This window comes from Shewanella sp. KT0246 (assembly GCF_019654955.1).
In the GTDB taxonomy this organism is placed as follows: Bacteria; Pseudomonadota; Gammaproteobacteria; order Enterobacterales; family Shewanellaceae; genus Shewanella; species Shewanella goraebulensis.
Genome location: NZ_BPEV01000015.1, coordinates 39,580 through 59,754 on the forward strand (window position 1 = coordinate 39,580; position 20,175 = coordinate 59,754).

General features: G+C 40.3%; 19 protein-coding genes and 1 pseudogene. 11 read left to right on the top strand and 9 right to left on the bottom strand.

Annotation, left to right across the window (positions count from 1 at the left end):
* Positions 1–41 precede the first annotated feature (41 nt).
* From coaBC to folE, 4 genes are all read left to right on the top strand, one after another.
* Positions 42–1,235: a bifunctional phosphopantothenoylcysteine decarboxylase/phosphopantothenate--cysteine ligase CoaBC gene (coaBC, locus tag K5Q58_RS09230; protein WP_220753642.1), complete on the top strand. Its 1,194-nt coding sequence runs from the start codon at positions 42–44 to the stop codon at positions 1,233–1,235.
* A complete protein-coding gene (gene dut, locus K5Q58_RS09235; RefSeq protein WP_220753643.1) occupies positions 1,232–1,690 on the top strand; it encodes a dUTP diphosphatase in 459 nt (152 codons plus the stop codon). Before coaBC ends, dut begins: the two co-directional genes overlap by 4 nt.
* 34 nt (positions 1,691–1,724) lie before the next feature.
* Entirely contained in the window at positions 1,725–2,318 is a 594-nt protein-coding gene (slmA, locus tag K5Q58_RS09240; protein ID WP_220753644.1) for a nucleoid occlusion factor SlmA, read from the top strand.
* A gap of 342 nt (positions 2,319–2,660) precedes the next feature.
* Entirely contained in the window at positions 2,661–3,314 is a 654-nt protein-coding gene (gene folE / locus K5Q58_RS09245) for a GTP cyclohydrolase I FolE (RefSeq protein ID WP_220753645.1), read from the top strand.
* A gap of 85 nt (positions 3,315–3,399) precedes the next feature.
* Here the strand turns inward: folE and pyrE are convergent, their stop codons facing one another.
* Together pyrE and rph are read right to left on the bottom strand one after the other, a co-directional pair.
* Positions 3,400–4,041 carry an orotate phosphoribosyltransferase gene (gene pyrE, locus K5Q58_RS09250; RefSeq protein WP_065110096.1) on the bottom strand — a complete coding sequence of 214 codons (642 nt, stop codon included), beginning with the start codon at positions 4,039–4,041 and terminating at the stop codon, positions 3,400–3,402.
* A gap of 106 nt (positions 4,042–4,147) precedes the next feature.
* The gene (rph, locus tag K5Q58_RS09255; RefSeq protein ID WP_055025233.1) at positions 4,148–4,861 is read right to left on the bottom strand and encodes a ribonuclease PH; all 714 of its coding nucleotides are present in this window, start codon (positions 4,859–4,861) and stop codon (positions 4,148–4,150) included.
* 230 nt (positions 4,862–5,091) lie between these two features.
* Here rph and K5Q58_RS09260 point away from each other — a divergent pair, with 230 nt between their 5' ends.
* A complete protein-coding gene (locus K5Q58_RS09260; protein WP_220753646.1) occupies positions 5,092–6,087 on the top strand; it encodes a 2-dehydropantoate 2-reductase in 996 nt (331 codons plus the stop codon).
* 82 nt (positions 6,088–6,169) lie between these two features.
* On the opposite strand, the gene lgt is transcribed toward K5Q58_RS09260, so the two are convergent.
* Entirely contained in the window at positions 6,170–6,952 is a 783-nt protein-coding gene (gene lgt / locus K5Q58_RS09265; protein ID WP_220753647.1) for a prolipoprotein diacylglyceryl transferase, read from the bottom strand.
* Positions 6,953–7,257: 305 nt separating this feature from the next.
* On the opposite strand from lgt, the gene K5Q58_RS09270 reads away from it, so the two are divergent.
* From K5Q58_RS09270 to K5Q58_RS09280, 3 genes and pseudogenes are all read left to right on the top strand, one after another.
* Positions 7,258–8,121 carry a YicC/YloC family endoribonuclease gene (locus K5Q58_RS09270; protein ID WP_220753648.1) on the top strand — a complete coding sequence of 288 codons (864 nt, stop codon included), beginning with the start codon at positions 7,258–7,260 and terminating at the stop codon, positions 8,119–8,121.
* Positions 8,122–8,319: 198 nt separating this feature from the next.
* Positions 8,320–9,476 (top strand): annotated as a pseudogene (locus tag K5Q58_RS09275) (tyrosine-type recombinase/integrase).
* 66 nt (positions 9,477–9,542) lie between these two features.
* Positions 9,543–9,845: a hypothetical protein gene (locus K5Q58_RS09280; protein ID WP_220753649.1), complete on the top strand. Its 303-nt coding sequence runs from the start codon at positions 9,543–9,545 to the stop codon at positions 9,843–9,845.
* On the opposite strand, the gene K5Q58_RS09285 is transcribed toward K5Q58_RS09280, so the two are convergent.
* The 5 genes from K5Q58_RS09285 to K5Q58_RS09305 form a co-directional block, all read right to left on the bottom strand.
* Positions 9,842–11,203: a DNA methyltransferase gene (locus tag K5Q58_RS09285; RefSeq protein WP_220753650.1), complete on the bottom strand. Its 1,362-nt coding sequence runs from the start codon at positions 11,201–11,203 to the stop codon at positions 9,842–9,844. The two genes, K5Q58_RS09280 and K5Q58_RS09285, sit on opposite strands and share 4 nt — an antisense overlap.
* On the bottom strand, positions 11,203–13,092 hold the full coding sequence (locus K5Q58_RS09290; RefSeq protein WP_220753651.1) for a DNA methyltransferase: 1,890 nt from the start codon (positions 13,090–13,092) through the stop codon (positions 11,203–11,205). The genes K5Q58_RS09285 and K5Q58_RS09290 overlap by 1 nt, the downstream gene beginning before the upstream one ends.
* On the bottom strand, positions 13,089–15,908 hold the full coding sequence (locus tag K5Q58_RS09295) for a DEAD/DEAH box helicase family protein (RefSeq protein ID WP_220753652.1): 2,820 nt from the start codon (positions 15,906–15,908) through the stop codon (positions 13,089–13,091). Before K5Q58_RS09295 ends, K5Q58_RS09290 begins: the two co-directional genes overlap by 4 nt.
* A 46-nt stretch (positions 15,909–15,954) precedes the next feature.
* The gene (locus K5Q58_RS09300; RefSeq protein ID WP_220753653.1) at positions 15,955–16,221 is read right to left on the bottom strand and encodes a helix-turn-helix domain-containing protein; all 267 of its coding nucleotides are present in this window, start codon (positions 16,219–16,221) and stop codon (positions 15,955–15,957) included.
* 264 nt (positions 16,222–16,485) lie between these two features.
* Positions 16,486–16,689 (bottom strand): AlpA family transcriptional regulator, encoded by a 204-nt coding sequence (locus K5Q58_RS09305; protein ID WP_220753654.1) that lies wholly within the window; start codon positions 16,687–16,689, stop codon positions 16,486–16,488.
* Between the two features lie 140 nt (positions 16,690–16,829).
* Here K5Q58_RS09305 and K5Q58_RS09310 point away from each other — a divergent pair, with 140 nt between their 5' ends.
* Together K5Q58_RS09310 and K5Q58_RS09315 are read left to right on the top strand one after the other, a co-directional pair.
* Positions 16,830–17,213 carry a JAB domain-containing protein gene (locus K5Q58_RS09310; RefSeq protein ID WP_220753655.1) on the top strand — a complete coding sequence of 128 codons (384 nt, stop codon included), beginning with the start codon at positions 16,830–16,832 and terminating at the stop codon, positions 17,211–17,213.
* Positions 17,170–17,847 carry a HipA domain-containing protein gene (locus K5Q58_RS09315; RefSeq protein ID WP_259651300.1) on the top strand — a complete coding sequence of 226 codons (678 nt, stop codon included), beginning with the start codon at positions 17,170–17,172 and terminating at the stop codon, positions 17,845–17,847. Before K5Q58_RS09310 ends, K5Q58_RS09315 begins: the two co-directional genes overlap by 44 nt.
* Before the next feature lie 189 nt (positions 17,848–18,036).
* Here the strand turns inward: K5Q58_RS09315 and K5Q58_RS09325 are convergent, their stop codons facing one another.
* Positions 18,037–19,335, bottom strand: coding sequence for a restriction endonuclease (locus K5Q58_RS09325; protein ID WP_220753656.1), 1,299 nt, complete (start codon positions 19,333–19,335; stop codon positions 18,037–18,039).
* 196 nt (positions 19,336–19,531) lie between these two features.
* On the opposite strand from K5Q58_RS09325, the gene K5Q58_RS09330 reads away from it, so the two are divergent.
* Entirely contained in the window at positions 19,532–20,164 is a 633-nt protein-coding gene (locus K5Q58_RS09330) for a chromophore lyase CpcT/CpeT (protein ID WP_220753657.1), read from the top strand.
* The last annotated feature ends 11 nt before the right edge of the window (positions 20,165–20,175 follow it).

Consider the following 20,175-nt stretch of genomic DNA (forward strand, 5'->3'; position numbering starts at 1 on the left):
ATCGTAGCGGCAATAAAGCGAATAGCAGGATTGAGCCAAACATGCTGACAAATAAAAAAGTCCTTTTAGGAATTGGTGGCGGTATTGCAGCGTATAAAAGCGCTGATTTAATTCGTCGTCTTAAAGAACGCGGCGCAGATGTTCGTGTGGTCATGAGCCAAAGCGCGATGGAATTTATTACTCCCCTAACCATTCAAGCCTTGTCAGGCCACCCTGTCGCCTCCGATTTACTTGATCCAGCAGCAGAAGCAGCAATGGGACACATCGAGCTTGCACGATGGGCGGATGTGGTTATCGTGGCACCTGCCACCGCCAACCTTATTGCCCGCATTAATGCAGGCATGGCAGATGAGCTATTAACCACCACCTGTTTAGCCACTGAAGCACCTGTGATCATCTGCCCAGCAATGAATCAGCAGATGTACCGCAATCAAGCCACCCAAGAAAACCTCGCCAATGTAGCCCGCAAAGGCATTACAGTGTGGGGGCCGGCGAGTGGCGACCAAGCCTGTGGCGAAGTCGGCCCGGGTCGTATGCAAGAGCCATTAGTCATTGCTGAGCAGCTGGTGCAATTCTTTGGCCCTAAACCGTTAACAGGCCAAAAACTACTGTTAACTGCAGGCCCAACGCGCGAAGCGATTGATCCCGTGCGTTATATCTCTAACCATAGCTCAGGTAAAATGGGCTTTGCTTTAGCAGCGGCAGCAACTCAAATGGGCGCCGAAGTCACCTTAGTCACAGGTCCTGTTAACTTAGCGACGCCACAAGGCGTAAACAGAATTGATGTAGAATCAGCGCAAGACATGCTTAATGCGGTAATGGATAATGTCGATAACCAAGATATCTTCATTGGCTGCGCTGCTGTAGCGGATTATCGAATTGCCGAAGTTGCTGAGTCAAAAATTAAAAAGTCGTCAGAAAATATGCAGCTTGCGCTTGTCCGTAACCCTGATATCTTAGCCAGCGTTTCTGCCCTGACTAAACGACCTTTTACTGTAGGTTTTGCCGCTGAGACCGATAACGTAGAAGAATATGCCCGCGGAAAGCTTGAACGTAAAAAGTTGGACTTAATTGCCGCTAACGACGTATCAATCGCTGGCCTTGGCTTTAATGCCGATGCCAATGCATTACATGTTTTTTGGCAAGATGGTAGTCAACAACTGCCTGCAACCGATAAACTGACGCTTGCAAAACAATTACTTACTCTAATAGCGACCAAAATAAAAACATCATGAAAACACCTGTAGAACTGAAGTTACTCGACTCTCGCATTGGCGCTGAGTTCCCATTACCAAGCTATGCCACACCAGGCAGTGCTGGAATGGACCTACGCGCAATGATCGACACCACAATGGTCATTGAGCCAGGTAAAACTGTATTAATCCCTACAGGGATTGCAGTGCACGTTGCTGACCCAAGTCTTGCAGCCGTGATTTTGCCGCGTTCAGGCTTAGGCCATAAGCACGGTATTGTATTAGGTAACTTAGTTGGATTGATTGATTCTGACTATCAAGGGCCGTTAATGGTGTCTTGTTGGAACCGCAGCGATAAACCATTCACATTAGAAATCGGTGACAGACTAGCTCAGCTGGTATTTGTCCCTGTCGTACAAGCACAATTTACCTTAGTCGATGAGTTTGATACCTCAGATCGTGGTGAAGGCGGATTTGGTCACTCAGGTACCAAGTAGCCTTTACAAGTAGTCACAAGCCTAGGAATAACAAATGGCGGCTAGCCCCAAAATAAATCGTCGTGAGCATATTTTACAATGCCTTGCGCACATGCTGGAAACCAGCCCTGGCCAACGTATTACCACTGCTAAATTGGCAGCGGAAGTTGGTGTTTCTGAAGCGGCGCTTTATCGTCACTTCCCAAGTAAAGCTAGAATGTTCGAAGGCTTAATCGAGTTCATCGAAGATGCGATTTTATCTAGATTAAACATCATCATGGATGAAGAAAAAGACACCATGAAACGCTGCGAATTAGTATTGCAGCTGTTATTGGTCTTTTCTGAGCGTAACCCTGGAATATCACGTGTTTTAAATGGCGATGCGTTATTAGGTGAAAATGAGCGTTTACGTAGCCGCATCAGCGGGTTATTTGCCAAAATAGAAACCCAAATCAAGCAAATACTACGTGAAAAAACCTTACGTGAAGGCCATGGTTTTAATTTAGATGAAGCCATTTTAGCTAACTTATTATTAGCTATCGCCGAAGGCAGAATCGCCCAATTTGTTCGTAGTGAATTTAAACAAAAACCTACCGAGCACTTTGACGAGCAATGGCAGTTTGTGCAGCAGCAATTGTTACGCAGCTAGTAAATCTCTCAGTTACTGAGAGCGTAGTTAATAAAAAGCCTAGCTAATAAATATCTGAGCTAAACAGCAATAATTTAAAGCACTCAACTGAGTGCTTTTTTATGCTAAAAATAAATATCTCATTCGTCGCCAAACCAACCAAATTAAACATAAAACAAATACTTGACTAAAAGGGTCGGCTTTTTTTTATTTCAATAATATTAATTTGACTCAAATCACGCTATTATCCCCGTCCCTTATGATTGCGACGCATGAAGCACAAGTTAATTTGCTGCATCAGCAACAAGGCGATTTTTAACATACACTCAGTAAAACGCACTACCCCTGTGGTTGGAGGATAAGATGGCATTAAGTGAAGCTGCATTACAGGTCAAAACAGCACTGACTGAGCAAGGGCTCGAAACCCCAATGCTGCCGCAAACTCATACTCCAGAAGAGCGTAAGCAAAAAATTGAGCATCACATGAAAGAAGTGTTAACGCTAATGGCGTTAGACCTATCAGATGACAGCTTAATGGATACGCCTCGCCGCATTGCTAAAATGTATGTTGATGAGATTTTCTCAGGGCTTGATTACCAAAACTTCCCTAAAATCACTGTCATCGACAATAAGATGGGCGTTGATGAAATGGTGCGTGTGCAAGACATAAGCCTAACCAGCACCTGTGAGCATCACCTAGTCACCATTGATGGCTATGCCACTGTCGCCTATTTGCCTCGCACTAAAATTATCGGTTTATCAAAAATAAACCGCATCGTGCGCTTTTTTGCCCAGCGCCCACAAGTACAAGAAAGGCTGACCCAGCAAGTCTTAGTTGCATTGCAAACCTTGCTTGAAACCAAAGATGTGGCCGTTAAGATGGATGCGGTGCATTACTGTGTTAAATCTCGCGGCGTGATGGACTCCACCAGCTCAACCACCACCACGGCATTAGGCGGGATTTTTAAATCAAACCCAGCCACCCGTGCTGAGTTTTTACACCAGTCTAAGTGTTAGTTAGCAATCATTAACCCTGCTCACTGAAAAACAAACACAAAAAAGCCAGACATTAAGTCTGGCTTTTGTTTTTAACGAAGATGGATTAAATACCGTATTGCTCACGGTAAGCGCTCACTGACGCTAGCTCTTTTTCCATTCCTGGTTTTTCAGATAAGTAATTGATTAAATCACCTAGCTTAATGATAGATACGATAGCGCAGCCAAAGTCACGTTCAACTTCTTGAATCGCTGATAACTCGCCCTTGCCTTTTTCTTGTCTATCAAGTGCGATTAACACACCTGCTAAGCTTGCATCGTGGGCTGCGATGATTTCCATCGACTCGCGAATAGCAGTACCTGCGGTAATCACGTCATCCACTAGCATCACTTTGCCCGCCAGCTCGCTACCCACTAATGAGCCACCTTCACCGTGATCTTTTTTCTCTTTACGGTTAAAGCAGTAAGGCACATCTTTATCATGGTGATCGCAAAGCGCTACAACAGTCGTTGTCGCAATAGGGATACCTTTGTAAGCCGGACCAAACACTAAATCGTAGTCAATACCAGAATCAACCAATGCAGCAGCATAAAAACGACCTAAACGTGCTAAATCACGACCCGTATTAAATAAACCCGCATTAAAAAAGTAAGGGCTAGTACGGCCTGATTTTAAGGTGAACTCACCAAAGCGTAATACCTGACGCTCAAGAGCGAATTCAATAAACTCACGTTGATATGCTTTCACATTATCTCCTTAACACTGTTATCTGTTTTTATTTAATGACGACTAAGCCTAAATAAAGCTTAAAAAAAGGGGCTCTTATTAACAGAGCCCCTTAATCAAATACGTTTTAGCTTAATGCTGCTTTTTGCGTATCCACGATTTCGCGAATACCATGTTTAGCAAGCTCAAGTAAGCTTAATAACTCTTCGTGGCTGAACGGCTCACCTTCGGCAGTGCCTTGGATTTCAATCATCTTGCCAGTTTCAGTCATGACTACGTTCATGTCTGTTTCAGCAGCGCTATCTTCGATGTATTCTAAATCGCAGATTGGCTCACCTTTGTAAATACCAACACTCACTGCCGCAATTAAGAACTTAAGTGGGTTAGTTTTTAAAATGCCTTTACCGCGCGCCCAGTTAAGTGCATCAACAAGTGCAACACATGCACCAGTAATTGCAGCGGTACGAGTACCACCATCAGCTTGAATTACGTCACAATCGATAACGATAGTGTTCTCACCTAACGCTTTCATGTCTACAGCAGCACGTAAAGAACGACCGATTAAACGTTGGATTTCTTGAGTACGACCAGATTGTTTGCCACGGGCAGCTTCACGTTGCATACGGCTATGAGTCGAACGAGGAAGCATGCCGTACTCAGCAGTTACCCAGCCTTGGCCTTGGCCTTTAAGAAAACGCGGCACGCCTTCTTCAAAGCTTGCGGTACATAAAACTTTAGTGTCACCAAATTCAACCAACACCGAACCTTCAGCATGAGCTGTAAATTGACGAGTAATCGTAACTGGACGAGATTGTGCAGGTGTTCTGTCGCTTGGGCGCATATGAATTTCCTATTTGTGGAATCGATGACAAATTCTGTATCTAATATTTGAATCTAGACTCAGCATCTAATATTTGAATCTAAGCTTATGCAGTTTAATTTCGTGCATATTTGGCTGCACATTATAGTGACTTGTTTGCGCGGATGCCACGCTAAACAAAACCCTTATTGGATTTTTATTAACAAAAAGGCACACTGGGTTAGGATTCGGTGCAAAGGTTAAGGAAAATAATGAACATTGCCATATTTGGAGCTGGCTCTACCGGTTGCTACCTCGCAGGCGAACTACTGATGGCAAAGCAGAATGTGAGCCTCATTTGCCGCGAGCGAATTAAGCACAGCATTATTGATAACCAAGGCATCACCCTCACCAGTTACCAAGGTTTGCATCAAAAAGTGATGCCGACAGCCCTTATTACCGAAATTGAAGCCAACACACCAACATTCGACCTAATTTTTGTCACCTTAAAATGCCACCAGCTGAGTAATATTACTGAGCAACTACTGCAACTAACTCATAAGCAAAGCACCATAGTATTAATGCAAAACGGTCTAGGCAGTTTTGATGAGATAACACAGGCATTATCTAAATACCCAGAGCAATCAAGATTCGTCATCCAAGGCATAACGCCGTTTAACGTGCTGCAAAAAGAACTTGCCACCTTTCATAAAGGCACCGAAGGCGAATTCATATTTGCCAACACGCCCCATACGCAGACAGTTCATCAAGCAATGATTTCTAATGGTTTAAGCTGCACCTTGGTCGATGATATGGCGCCAATCATTTATGGCAAATTACTGCTGAATCTCAATAACGCACTTAATGCGATTACTGACGTGCCCATTAAGCAGCAGCTTAGCCAAGCACCGACTCGCAAACTATTAAGCCTTGCGATGAAAGAGTGGCTAAACGTATGTAAAAAAGCTCACTTACCTTTAGCGCAATTCACCAAAGTTAAGCCCCAATGGTTGCCGCTGATATTGTCCTTACCCGACAGCCTGTTTACAGTGCTCGCTAAACAAATGCTCGATATCGACCCCGAGGCGCGCTCTTCCATGTGGGAAGATATACAGGCTAATCGCAAAACCGAAATAGAATACTTAAACCAAGCCGTGGTTAAACTTGGGCAACAACATCAGGTTGCGACACCCGTTAATGCCGCCATAGTCACAGCGGTTAACAAACTAGAACAAGGCCAGAAGGTCGACATTCACACATTACTTTAAGCAGTCTTAATTAGAGCAAAAAAAGGCCGCGACTTTATCAAGTCACGGCCTGTTATCGATTCATATTAAACCAATCTAGCGTTTACTTTTGCTTTCTCACAAACGGTAAAATCAGTAAGGCTACGCCTACCACTAAAAATGGAATACTCAATAACTGCCCTGCACTCATGGTCCATTCAGTGGCATAAGCTGCTTGCTTCACTTTCACCATTTCGATGGCCCAACGCGCACTGAACACACTGCACAAGAACAAGCCAAAAATCACGCCGTGCTTTTCTTTTAGGTTAGTAAACTTGTACACCGCATATAGCGTAATAAAGATAACTAAATAACTAATCGCTTCGTATAGCTGCGCTGGGTGACGCGGCAGCATATCCACACGCTCAAAAATAATGCCCCAAGGTTTAGTGGTCGGTAAGCCTAATATTTCTGAGTTGGCGAAGTTGGCCATACGCACAAAAAAACCAAATATTGCAGTCGCAATAGCCAGTCTGTCTAACAAAAACAAAAACGGCATATCGGTTTTACGCTTGTAATAATACAGCGCTAAAATGGCACCTAACCCGCCGCCATGGCTGGCTAAACCGCCTTCCCAAATAGCTAAAATTTTCATCGGGTTGGCAAAATAGTAACTTGGATCGTAAAAGAAGCAGTGCGCTAAACGTGCGCCAACAATAATGCCGACCACACAGTACATCAGTAGATTATCGAGCGATTCAACATCTAAGCCTTCTTTTTTATACATGCGCTTCATTACCTGAAACCCACTCGCAATGGCCAAGGCAAACAAGGCACCATACCAATGTACTTTAAGACCCATAAACGAAATTAACACAGGGTCGAGATTCCACACAAAATGGTCCAATTGACTACTCCAAAATAATAAAACAGCTAAACCTTTTAGGCACAAGCAGCAGATGTAGGCTTACTATAAACAATTCAATCGTGTAATTCGATGCTCATTGCCAACAACACGTTAATTACCAGTAACAAGCAGCCATGATAAATCCATTCGCCCGCACATATGTAGCCAATATGACCTAAAAAGTCGGCGTAAGTTGCATATTAATGTAAAAGCTAGTCCATAAGCTTTTGTATACTTTGACCTTCACTGCTAGCAGACTATAATCGACACAATACAATTGCCGCTAACTTAATTAGGGTTCAAACATGATCCAAAGTATGACCGCCTACGCTCGCATTGAGCACAAAGCCGAATGGGGCACTGCCTCTTGGGAACTCCGCTCAGTCAATCAACGTTACTTGGAAACTTACCTACGTTTACCAGAGCAAATGCGTAGCCTTGAACCCGTATTACGTGACCGCCTGCGTAAGCGATTAAACCGCGGCAAAGTAGAAGTAAACCTACGTTACGAATTATCAGAGTCTGGCAGCAGTGAAATGCGCCTAAACCAAGACTTAGCCAAACAACTGCTGAATGCTGCAGATTGGTTAAAGAAAGAATCTAGCCACGGTGAGCTTAACTTAGCAGACATACTACGCTGGCCTGGTGTGATGTCGGGCGCAGAGCAAGATATGGACGATATCAACAAAGACCTGCTGGTCGCTTTTGATGGCGCAGTAGCGCAATTTATTGAAGCCCGTGGCCGTGAAGGTGAAGCCATCAACACTATGTTACAAACTCGCCTAGACCAAATTGTTGAGCAAGTCGCAATCGTACGTGAACACATGCCAGCGGTTATGCAGTGGCAACGTGACAAGCTCACCAACCGTTTAGCAGAAATCACCGGCGAACTTGATCCAGCCCGAATGGAACAAGAAATGGTGCTACTTGCACAAAAGATGGATGTCGCAGAAGAGATGGACCGCCTTGACGCACATGTTGCTGAAACGCGTTTAATCCTCAAAAAAGGTGGTGCACAAGGCCGCCGTTTAGATTTCATGATGCAAGAGTTTAACCGCGAATCTAACACCCTAGCCTCTAAATCAATCAGCGCAGAAGTCACCGCCGCAGCGGTAGAGCTTAAAGTGTTGATTGAGCAGATGAGAGAACAGATCCAAAACGTTGAATAGCATCCAATAGAGTCCAAATAAAACCTTTGACCACTGATTTTAAACGCTTTAATTAAACCTCAGTCCAAAGAGGTCCATTAGCACCCACTACTTTCCAACGTTAAATGGTGGGTGATATGGTGAGTAACTTAGTATATAGCCAATGCATGGTGGTGGGTAAATAACCCACCCTTGTATTTGACTGGAGACTAAGGGCTTATGGGAAAGTTAACCGCAAAGGAAGTTGCAGCAAAATCCAAAGGAGTGCCTTGCCGATTCGCTGATGGTGAAGGTTTATATTTTGTCGTTCCCAAATCCGGCAAACCATTTTGGATGCTCCGCTACACCGCCAACAAAAAACGCAAAGAGATGACTTTGGCTAAGTACAGTGATCTTTCATTGGCAGATGCTCGCGCAGAAGCCGCAATTAAAATGAAGCAGTTTCGTGATGGTCTAGATCCTCTCGTTGCCAAGAAACGCGCCGAACAAGCCGAAATTAAAACCGTTGATGATCTGTTTGCCGATTGGCATTTAGGTAATATCAAAAGACTAAAACATCACGAAATCCCCGAACGTATCTACCGTAAAGACATTGCTCCACATATAGGTAGCTTCAGCGTCGATAGCGTCACAGCCAGAGACATAAGAGCAGTATTACAAGCCATCGCAGCCACTAACCGCCCAGCAATCGCTAACGATGCTCTGATGTACAGCAAGCAACTTTTCAATCACGGCATAAAACTGGATCTGCTTAGCGCAAATCCAGCGAGTGCATTTTCGGTTACGGATGCTGGTGGAGTAGAAAAGAGTAAAGACAGAGCCTTAACCATCGAAGAGCTCACCCATTTCTTTCATACAGCACGTGACAACAGCGACAGCTTTAGCCGTGATAATTATCTCGCTTGTGCATTGCTGGTGGTATTAAGTGTAAGGAAAGGGGAGTTAACAGAAGCGTTATGGCAGGAATTTGATTTGGAAGAGGCTAAATGGAGCCTTCCTAAAGATCGCAGTAAGTCCGGTGTCGGCATTGTTATACCGTTACCTGAAACAGTCTTAGAGTGGCTTAAAGAGCTTCAGATCAGAGCATGTGGATCAGACTATGTTTTCCCTAGTCGCAGAAGAAGCAAGCGGCCCTGTATGGGCAAAGATACGCTTAATCGCGCTATTACTAAGTTGTTTGGTCATGAGGCAGGCAAGAAGAAACAACCAGCTAACCAAATGGGTGACATGGCACATTTCACCGTACATGATTTAAGGCGCACTTGCAGAAGTCTATTAGCGGCACAAGGAACGCCCGGCCATGTCGCCGAGCGCTGTTTGAATCATAAATTGAAGGTGTTGAAGGGATTTATGATCGGTATGACTATTTTGATTAGCGAAGTGATGCCTTATACATACTCTCTGTAAATTTGAAGACCATTATTAATAAATAGGTTGTGCATATGAAATTATTGAATACATATGAAGACAAAGATGAAGCTGAAAAAGCAGAAAGTTTAATTTTAGGGGATAAAAGGTTAGCGAGTGAACGGGATGGTACAGAATTAATTTATAATTTATTTGGTGAACCAAATTGGAGTAATTTATATAAGTTAGGGATGTTTAACTTACCGCTTTTAAAGAAATTACTTGAGCAGAGAGGTTCATCCGAAGGATATGACGAGGCTAAGCATAAAGAGGTCATATCAATGCTTAGGCATGCTGCTAATACGTTTGAATTAGAGATACCTAAGCATTGGTTTTAATTTAAATCAGGTTTTTTAATTGTAACTATAGTTTCTCTAAGCAAATCTTTAAGATAGGGGTATTGTTTCATTTGTTGGCCTGATGTATTTGCTTTTCTGCATTTGAGTATTTCAATTACCTCATATCCCAGTTCATTTGCAATGAAAGCGAAAATTGTATCGGTTGGAATTGCGACACCAACATATGCGCTTTGGTCAATGACAATATGCATATGCCCACCAGCTTTGAGGAGGTGCATTCCTTTGTTAATTACTTCTCCCATATCTGCAAAGTAGGCTCTTAGCATGTTTGGAACAAGTCTTGTTCTCCCATCTCGTTTGCCTGTTAGTTTTTCCTTTTGTGGTATTTTTTTCCATAATTCATCACAAAGAAGTTCAACGATAGGCAGTTTTGAAATTAGGTCTTCTTTGTAACTTAGGCGGAAATTCCTTATAAGAAGCTTTCTTTTTTCTTTAATTTCATTTGCTTTACTCCATTCACCAAAAATTAATTCCATTTTATATGATTCAAAATAATCAAAAGAATTAGCATAAGGAGGGGAAAAAATAATAGACCCAACTTTTTGTTTATTGAGAGCCTGCTTTATATCTGGCTTATCCAAATTTATAGCGCTGGTTAATATTGCTTTTGATAAATTATTTTGAAGGTGAGGAGTTATTTGGAAGTCTTGAAGCATTATTTCTATTTGGTTAGAAAATGTAGAGAAGCAATCAACAATTTTGGTTTCTCGTGTTGCTAGTCCATTCCCATCTTTTTTACGGTTGGAGCAATCTTCGATAATAGAAAGTAACGCCATAAAGAAAAAATCAAAATATCTCTCTGTGCATAATTTTTTTATAGAGGATTTAATCGCTATCAGTTGATTTAAGTTACTGTAATTAAAATATTTTGAGATGCTTTCGTCATATTCATTGGCTGTTACTTCCATATCTGTAGCTACCAATAAAATATTTTCAGTATATTTTTTAAGATCAATGATTTCCTGTGTTGTAAATTTATATCCTTTAACTTTTGTCGATAGAACTGCATATGGATTAACATCCAGCCCTAGTGAAGCTATATTTAATTCATTACAAGCGACCATCGTTGATCCTGAACCACACATGGGATCAATTACGTAATCAGACTTATCGACTGGAAATCGCTTTAATAGCTCTTTAACTAGGTCTCCAGCATACCCTTCCCTATATCTCATCCAGCGGTGGTAAGGTTGTTTTTTTGATATAGATGTATTAACTAAACTTGAAAAATAACCCGTCTCATCTCGGCCATGAAATTGTGATTCCATATTTTCTAGTGTTTGTTTTAGAATGGGAGAGTTGTACGCATCTTTTAGCGATAGCCATGAGTATGTCATTATTTATTTCCCCGTACTTGCCAGCGATTACCATCTCTATTTAGAGTTGCTTGAGTGTCGAGAAATTTTTCTATGAGTTCATGCGAAAACTCTTCATTTATTTCAGCAGTACTTTTACCTTCTGTAACTTGCTTAATCAGGCAAAGTGTTGAAATAGCAAAGAGTTTTATGTAGAACTCTCCTAAGGTGAATGTTTCCTGGTTATTTTTTATTTCCTTAAGAGTCCGCTCTAAACATTGTGAAAATGAATCCTGAACCATACTGAAATCTATAGTTTTATCTGTTTTCTTAAATGAGTATATGAAGTCACCTTGGGGTGTTCCATCGAAACGTAAATGTGCAGTGTCTCGATATGCATCTATACCTTCTTGGTAAAAAATAGCACTAGGTTCAATGTAAAATCCAGCGTCAATTGCGGCCTTTATTACTGAATGCCATGCTCGTATATCTTTGTTATTAAATGTGAATGCCATTATTCCATTAGGTTTAAGCACTCGGTAGCAGTTCTTAAATACTTTGTTCAATAATAAATAATAATCATTAAAATCTTTTGAGTACTCCTCTGATTTTGTTCTTCTATGGACAACCGCCTCTGCTTTCAGTAGTTTATCGTGAGATGTAAATGGTGACTTTTTATTAAGCCAAACATCCCAAAATCTGCATAGCTCACCATATTGAACATTACTGCCATATGGAGGATCTGTGAGGACAAAATCAACAGAATTTTCCGGTAAGCTAACTTCTGATGAATCCCCACAGTTGATGGAATAATCTGCCTCTTGATTAAGAACATCTTGCAGGTTGAGTGAGTACTTAGTATCAGTGAATCTAGAATTCCTATCTTTTATTGATGAATTGAAAGCTTTAACTCTATTGGAAAAATACTCAATAGGATTCACCTCTATGAATTGGTTAGGTGTCCAATAGGCATGCTTAGACCACGCAACAGGTCTACCATCCATCCATGAGGAGGTGGAAAAATTCATGTTATTTGTATATCTGAGTAATGAGCTAATTAAAAATAAAAGGTATTGGTACTCATCTTCTTTTAGCTCGTCTTTGATACGTTCGATACAAGAGAAATAAAGCCCACAAGTAATAAGGTTTCTCTTTGTAAAAAGGTCAGATAATTTATGAAAACCTTTTCGGTGGAGGCAATCCTCTTGCTGTCTATCCCAGTCTTCAGGTATTTCATCATCTGGGATATCAATGTTAAATTTCTCAACTAACTTGCTCAAATTCTCTACGAAATATTTTGCCTTTTCAATATCTGCTTGTTCCGGTTGTTTGCTATCTTGCGTACCGCAACTAGAGCATTTGAAACGAATATTTAAAATTTCACTGTTAATTCTAGGGCTATTAACTGCTCTGAATTCATGTTTACAATGATTGCAAAGGTAAACCCCATTCTTTGGTTTTCCAGTTTTACCTATAGCTTTTGATTTATGGTCAATACAGGTTGAAACTGAGCATGAAGGGCAGTGGACATTGTAAGCGTGTTCGTACCATCTTACGTGAGAGTCTTCTTGGCATTCAGTGCAACTAGTTGAGTAAAATTCTCCCAATTTTTCGATAACTTCTTTATTGATCTTATTAGAAAGAATTTTAAAGCGCTCTTCATTAATTTCAGATACTTGATTAAGCTGAATAAAAGAAGCTATTGGATTAATATCAGAGATGATAATCCTTCTTTTCTCTGTAAGCCCTTCCACTAATGTCACTCCGCCTCCACCAAAGGGGTCAAAAATCACATCACCTTCCTGAGAATAATGTTTTATAAGCTCTCGGAATACATTGTGTGGCCGGCGCGCAAAGTATTTGTGTGTCTTATATATAGGGGTGTGGCCTAAAGATTTTATTGTTTTGTTAAAATATGAAACGTTATTCATTCATTAATCCAAATTTTTTCGCCGTACAGTTCAGGGGATAAGAATGCACCAGACCTAGATAATATTTCGCTAATTTTCTCTTCACCGCCATCTTTCAATAGAATACACTTATTTGAAAAAGTAAATATTTCATCGAAGATAATTAAGTCATTCTTTAAGTAGCGGTATTGGTTTCCAACAGTAGTCCTATCAGTCCAGACATTTGCAAAGGAAAAGTTGCAATTATACGCTTCATTTAACTCATTTAGAATGCCTTGCTTGTTAGCTTCGCTTGTGAGGTGAATGTTTGGGTAATTTTGGTTTATTTCTTGAGCGTTAGATATTGCTTTCTCAATGTTAGGTTTATCATCATCATCAAACTCAATAGAGTAAATCCCATAAACAAATTGAACGAAGTTAATTGACTTCAGCCTTTTAAGAAACAGAAAAACTTCTCTATATGGGAATAGTGTAGATCCATCTTTGTCCTGAGAAAATAACATCATTTGATTTTTAAACATGTCGTTGAAATCATGCTGGTTACTTTTTATTTTTTCACCTATTCCAGTGAGTTGGAATTGAGCTTTTGCTACTTTTTTAATAATCCCTAATCTTTCACAATGAGAAACATTATTATTACTAGGTCTATTATTTTTTGTATAAATTATTAAGTCTTTTCTAGTATAAGTTTGATTGGGTAGCATCAAGTTTAAGGTAGGTTCTACCAGATTTTCTAAACATACGCTTGCGGTGAAATCCACAGCTGTTTTAAATACCCGAGTTATGCTTCCCTTACGCTCTGATTTTCCTAACTGTCCTCCAACACCAATCGTTCCTGTTGGATCTTTGTTTACATCTGCGATTCTAATGGCTAAGGATTCTTCAAATTGGGATATATCAATTTCTTTCGGGAGTATTACATCAATTTTCCCTAAGTTCCCCTTGGACTGCTTTCGGCCTCTTACTTTGTCTGAATTTATAGAATCAATCCACTCTGATAACTCTTGATCTTGATCTCGTAACGCTTGAATTAAATTAAATAGTGATTCAAAGCCTTGCCCGGTACAAATGTCAGATGATTCATCATCAATTAGTACAGGAATTATTATGTAAGCGGTCTTATTTTCCTGTCCAAATTTTTGCCTAAGAGCTCGACCTATAGCTTGCACAATATCTATAAGAGAGCCTTTAGGGTCTGCAAAGAATACGGCATCAATTAACGGGATATCTATCCCTTCCGTAAGGCAGCGGACATTGGATATCACTCCTATGTCTGAGGCTTCAAAATCATTAATTATTTCACACCGAGCTTGTGAACTCATCTGCCCATTAATATGGCTTATTGCGATATCATCTTTTGGATCATTACTTATAAGCTCTTCATTTAGTTTTTTTGAAAATTCTACAGCTTCACTTATTTTTGAATGGAAAGTAATTACCTTTCTCACGCCAAGGTCCAATATTGTTTTCTTTAATATGGTTCGTTTGAACAAATTATGTATGGCTTCTGTCTGCTGCTCATCTGAAAGTTCATCTTTGATGTATTGGTTATTTGAAATTATTCTTGAAAGGTCGGAATTGGTTATACCCGAAAAAACTATTCGATAGTCTGAAATTATTTTTTTATGAATTGCTTCACCAAATGTAAGTCTACTGAAGGTAGGCCCATATACATTTGCATCATTCATGGAGAAAACTGCTTTCCCTAGTTCATTAGCGGCGTTACTGAGTCTTGGTCGTATTAAGCGTTCGGTAGCTGTTAAAAATAATTTTTTTCTTGTGGGGATTAATGCATCTAAAAGAGCTTTTGAAAATTTTGAGTCAGCTCCAATTCCAGCGGTTCGGTGAGCTTCATCATACACTGCTAAATCAAATGTCCAGTCATCTAATGACTCTATAGCCGTCCCAATTACTTCTGCGGACTGGTAAGTAGAGAAGATATATACGCATTCTTCTTGGTTTTTTAATGAAAGAAAATTAGCAATTTCTTTAGGGTTTGTAGTGACTGGAATATCAATGTCATCCAGGTCAATATTATTTTTATCTATATCAGAATCTACTGACTGATCACTACAGACGCATAGATAAGAAAAAGTGCTTGATGATTCAAAGGACCATGCTTCAAGTGTTTGTCTTACAAGTTGAAGGCTTGGAGCAAAGAATATAACCCTTTTAGCTTTAACTGCTTCTGCTGACCATATTGAAATAAGAGTTTTACCAATTCCACAGGCTGCTATCACTTTGCCTTTATTGCTTGTAGAAAAACCCTCTCGGATATCTTCTACGATTTTTTCTTGATAGTCTCTAGGTACTTTTTTATCTATTACTATTTTTTTGTTCTTTGTAGTAAAAAAATCATGAAGTTGAGTAAAAAAGTGCTCATCTAGCACTTCAAATTTGTCAGACAATAATGATAGGTGGCCTGATTTTTTATTTGCTACTTTTGTTAGTTTTTTACTGTTAGAAATTATCAACCGATGATCTGCATATTCTGCCTCAGCCCAAAATGTTGATAATTCAGTTGCTGTTAATGCGGCCCTTTTTGATCTGAACTTTGCTTGCCACGCTATATATTCGCCTTTGTTATTTATATATACCCCATCAACACCATTATCTGTATTTTCAAGTTTAAGTTTGTTTATAACTTTAGCGGGAAAGCTCTTCCCGTCTACTATTGGGCAATAGATTTCATCAATTGCGTGAAGCTTAGAGAAATACTTTAAATAGAAATATGTAAAATACTCAAAAAGATCCCCTTTTTGTTTATTACTATCAATTGCTTCAAGGTGCTTTTCAATGGCAACCCAAGAAGAATTATTAAAGGCTGTTAAATTCATAATTAGTATTACCCCCCAAATTTAAATTTTGATGATGAGAAATGTTCTATTTATCAGAGTTGTGTTGGTTGAGTGTTTGTTCTGATTGGATGTGATTTTTTAATGAGTCAAGGAAGTCAAGTAGGTCTATGTCTAAGCCATCAACGATGGCCTCGAGTGATGATAGGGTTATGTTTCTTACCCCTCTTTCAACGCCAGAAATATATGTCCTGTCTAGGTTTGCTTTTTCTGCTAGTTCTTCTTGGCTGATTTGATTAGCATTTCGGAGTGTTTTCAATGTTTGCGAAACACCTAAGACAAGTTTTTTGCTCATATTTACAACCTAAATTCTCAAGATGCCTTTGTGAGACGTATAAGTCTACGGACTATTAGTCACATTTATGATGGGTGGTTTTTTCTGGTGGGTGGGGGGGGTAAAGGTATCGTGCTAGAAAAGTGTTGAATGAATAATGTAGGTGAAGGAGGTCTACTTTTTGCCTATTAGTTTGTATTTCAGCCTTTTCTAATATATTTCAAGATATCATTAAAACAGGGCATAAAGACAAGGAACCAGTAGCCCCTTGTCTTTATGTCTTATTTATCCGGCAATCTGTAACTCTGCGTCATCACGTTGTTTAATCTTATCCAATATCCACTCTTGCACTTCACCTTCTACCCAAGCTACTGATTTGCCTATTTGTGTAACAGGCTTTGGGAATAATCCTTCTTTCATATATTTGTAAATGCTCGAACGGCCTAATGCTGTTTGCTTCATTACTTCTGCTAGCTTAATTAATCGCATGGTTTGAATCCTTATTGTGTTCATTCAAACCATTGGTTGAGCGAGTAAAAATTCACCGAAAGTAATTCGATTCCAGATTATTTCAGATATATATCACTTATGTGCATAAGCCCACTAACGGGTTACATAAGGAGTTTAATATGCACACAAAATCTACCCACAGTTACGCATTGTGCAGACCAATGACAGAACACCAGATACTTGAGAAAGCCGCAGAGATCATTGCTGATAAATTCATTAAAGGAGATGCATTTAGTACCGCTAAAGCAACCAAAGAGTATTTAACTTTTAAACTAGGAAAATATGAACGGGAAGTGTTTGCGGTAATGCTGTTGAATACTCAGCATCAACTGATTGAATACCGGGAGTTATTCTTCGGTTCAATTGATAGTGCAAGCATATATCCGCGAGAGGTGGTTAAAGCGGTACTTGAGGTTAACGCAAGTGCGGTAATCTTTGCGCATAACCACCCGTCAGATAATGCCAATTGGGAAATACAAAGCATTATCTGTCACCCGCTTTGATCGCCTCTATGACGCTAAGCATCATAGAGTGATGCGTCGTCACCAAATCGATGCACGTCAGGCTTTAGGCTATTCCGTTGCAAGAAAATATGAGCGACATCTTGGTAGTGGTCGTGATGAGCAAGATATTCGTGAAGGAGTGAGTCTAGTAAAGCTGTTTAGCATCGCTGAGCACTGTGCTAATCCTGCTCAAGCCAAGTTCGACATGCTTCGTTGGACAATCTTTAACTTGCTCGTATGCAATGCTGATTCACATGGTAAAAACTATTCATTCTATGTCACCGCTAAAGGCCTTGAAGCGACGCCATGGTATGATCTTGTCAACGTGAAAATGTACCCAGACTTTGATCAAGAACTGGCGATGGCAATTGGTGATGAATTTGAAGCCAGTAAGATCCACGCCTATCAATTAATGACATTGGCAGAAGAATGTGGAATTAAGCCAAACATACTTGAATTAACCCTCAAGCAACTAGCAAAAGCCATCCTCGATAATCTAGATGAAGTGGCAAAACAAGCTGGTGAGCTTACGGAAGCAGAATCTGAGTATGCTGAACGATATAAACAGTCCATTAAAACACGATGTGAATACTATCTTGCTCAAGCTGAAGAAATGAAACATATCAAGTTGTAGCTGAACACCCTAGCGTCTAAATCAATCAGCATAGAAGTCACCGCCGTAGCGGCAGAGATTAAAGTGTTAATGGAGCAAATGAGAACAAATACAGAACGTAGAGTAACGTCTGAATAGGACAAACTAAAAGCCCTGTTAATGCAGGATTTTTTGATATAACTGTACAGATAAGCTTTAGTAATAAGGTATTTATACGTTTAGGATTTCTTCTGCTTGCCTTTGTTTTAATCGCGATGGATAGTCTTTATCCATCGAGACTAAAAAGTCATTAACATCCCCAAACTCTTCACTCTCATAAACAATTTTAGCGACTTCTTCTGCCACTCTGCGACCATGAATCAAGATGATGGGATATTTATCCTCAATCACTTCCCGTTGTACCGAATCAGAGAAATAACTAGTCGTCACATAGACACCTAGCCAGCCGCGCTTTAGGCGAGCGACGGTTCGAGCAATATGGTTGCCGCCAGTAGGCGATTTTAATGCTTCACACTTTGCTTGGCCTAATACAATTAACTCAACTTTGGAAAAGCCACTGCCTAATATGACTTTACCAATAAAGTCAGCACCACCGTCACTCGAGCCTTGTGTGACCCAACCTTTTTGATAGATGCCATGTTCCCGATCAATAACGCGGGCTGCAATAACTTCTGCTAATGCCTCAAATCGGTGCTTTTTGTTAGCGTAGTAATTATAAATTTCATTGAGGACACGCTCAGAATCAGATCCCGGAATCGGTTTTTGATTAATAGTTTTTTCAAGACTTAACTTAGACACTCTGCGACGAAGTTTATTAAGTGAGTTGCTGCCCTCAGTTAACCATTTTCGCCAACTACTAGGGGCTGTGTTATTGGTTAAATTGAGTGAAAAACCTACCTTACGCCGGTTGTTAATCCAATCCCATTCAAACGCTTCGTGCTCATTCGCTATGCAAAGCACGGTAAAATCAAAAGCGTAATTAGTAAATGTTCGTTCTAGCTTGTTATCCCATTGCGTCACTAACTCAACAGAATTAATAATCCCCAGTCCATGAAACTGCGGATAACCTTTAGCGACACCATTAACGGTTGCACGTTTAAAAAACAATATTGGCGGGGTTAATGATCTTTGCTCAACACAATGGGAGTGCGATAAACGAAAAGCTTCCAGTAACGCTTTATTACCTAATGCTGTAGCCGGATCTTTACCGGGTTCTTTGTTGTCACCAAAATAGCGAATATGACCATTATCCACATCATAGAAATCTTCCCATGGTGTTTCTGCTGAACCTTTCTTATTAGGACTACTAGAAATGAGAATAGCAGGACGAACTGATTCACCAGAGCAGTTTTTTATTTTAGCGGATGGGTTAATGCCCTTCTCCAGTTGCAATCTTTTTACTTCTGGAGACTTAGTTAAAAAATGAAAGTTAAGATACCCACCTTCATAAAGATTCTCTGCACATGCAGGCTTTTTATATCTAAGAACATCACCAATTTGAATTTTCATTTAGCCTACTAACAACAAAGCTTGATAGCAGCTAATATTACAGAGACGATATAACAACACAATGTTATTGTTACTCTTTATTGATTTTCATCAAAACTGAAAAGTATGTATAAAACGGATAGTTTGATCTTTGCAAATGAGAGCAATCGTTAAATTTTAGCTACTCAACTTAACCATTTAACGGAAAGGACTTCCTGTGAAAACATCAATAACTCATATTGCTCTAACCACCGCACTCTCTGCCTTAGCTCTAGTGCCAATCACCTCTCAAGCGACTGAACAAGACAAACAGGCTTTGTTACTTGAGTGGATGCAGGGACATTTCGATAGTCAGCAGCAATCAATCGACGATAAAGATTTTTATAATATTCACCTTAATATGGTGCAGATTTGGCCTAAAGATAACTCGACGTGGCTTTACGTAGAGCAAGCTGCTGCAACGCATTTAAATAAGCCATATCGTCAACGCGTTTATGAAGTGACGGCATTGTCTGACACTAAATTTGCCAGCAAGGTTTACACCTTTGAAAATGATAAGCGCTTTGCGGGTGCTTACAAAAATGAGGCGCCGCTTAACGAGCTCACACCAAGTGACTTAACTGAAAAAGCAGGGTGTACGGTCTTTTTAACTTGGTCTGAGGCAGAGCAGCACTTTGCAGGCTCCACCGATGAGAAAACCTGTTTAAGTCAGCTGCGCGGGGCAACCTATGCCACATCTGAAGTGACCGTAACCAAAGACAGTATTGTTAGTTGGGATCGCGGCTATGACAGCGAGGATAAGCAAGTGTGGGGCGCAGAAAAGGCTGGCTATATATTCTTGAAGCATTAATCCGCTTTATC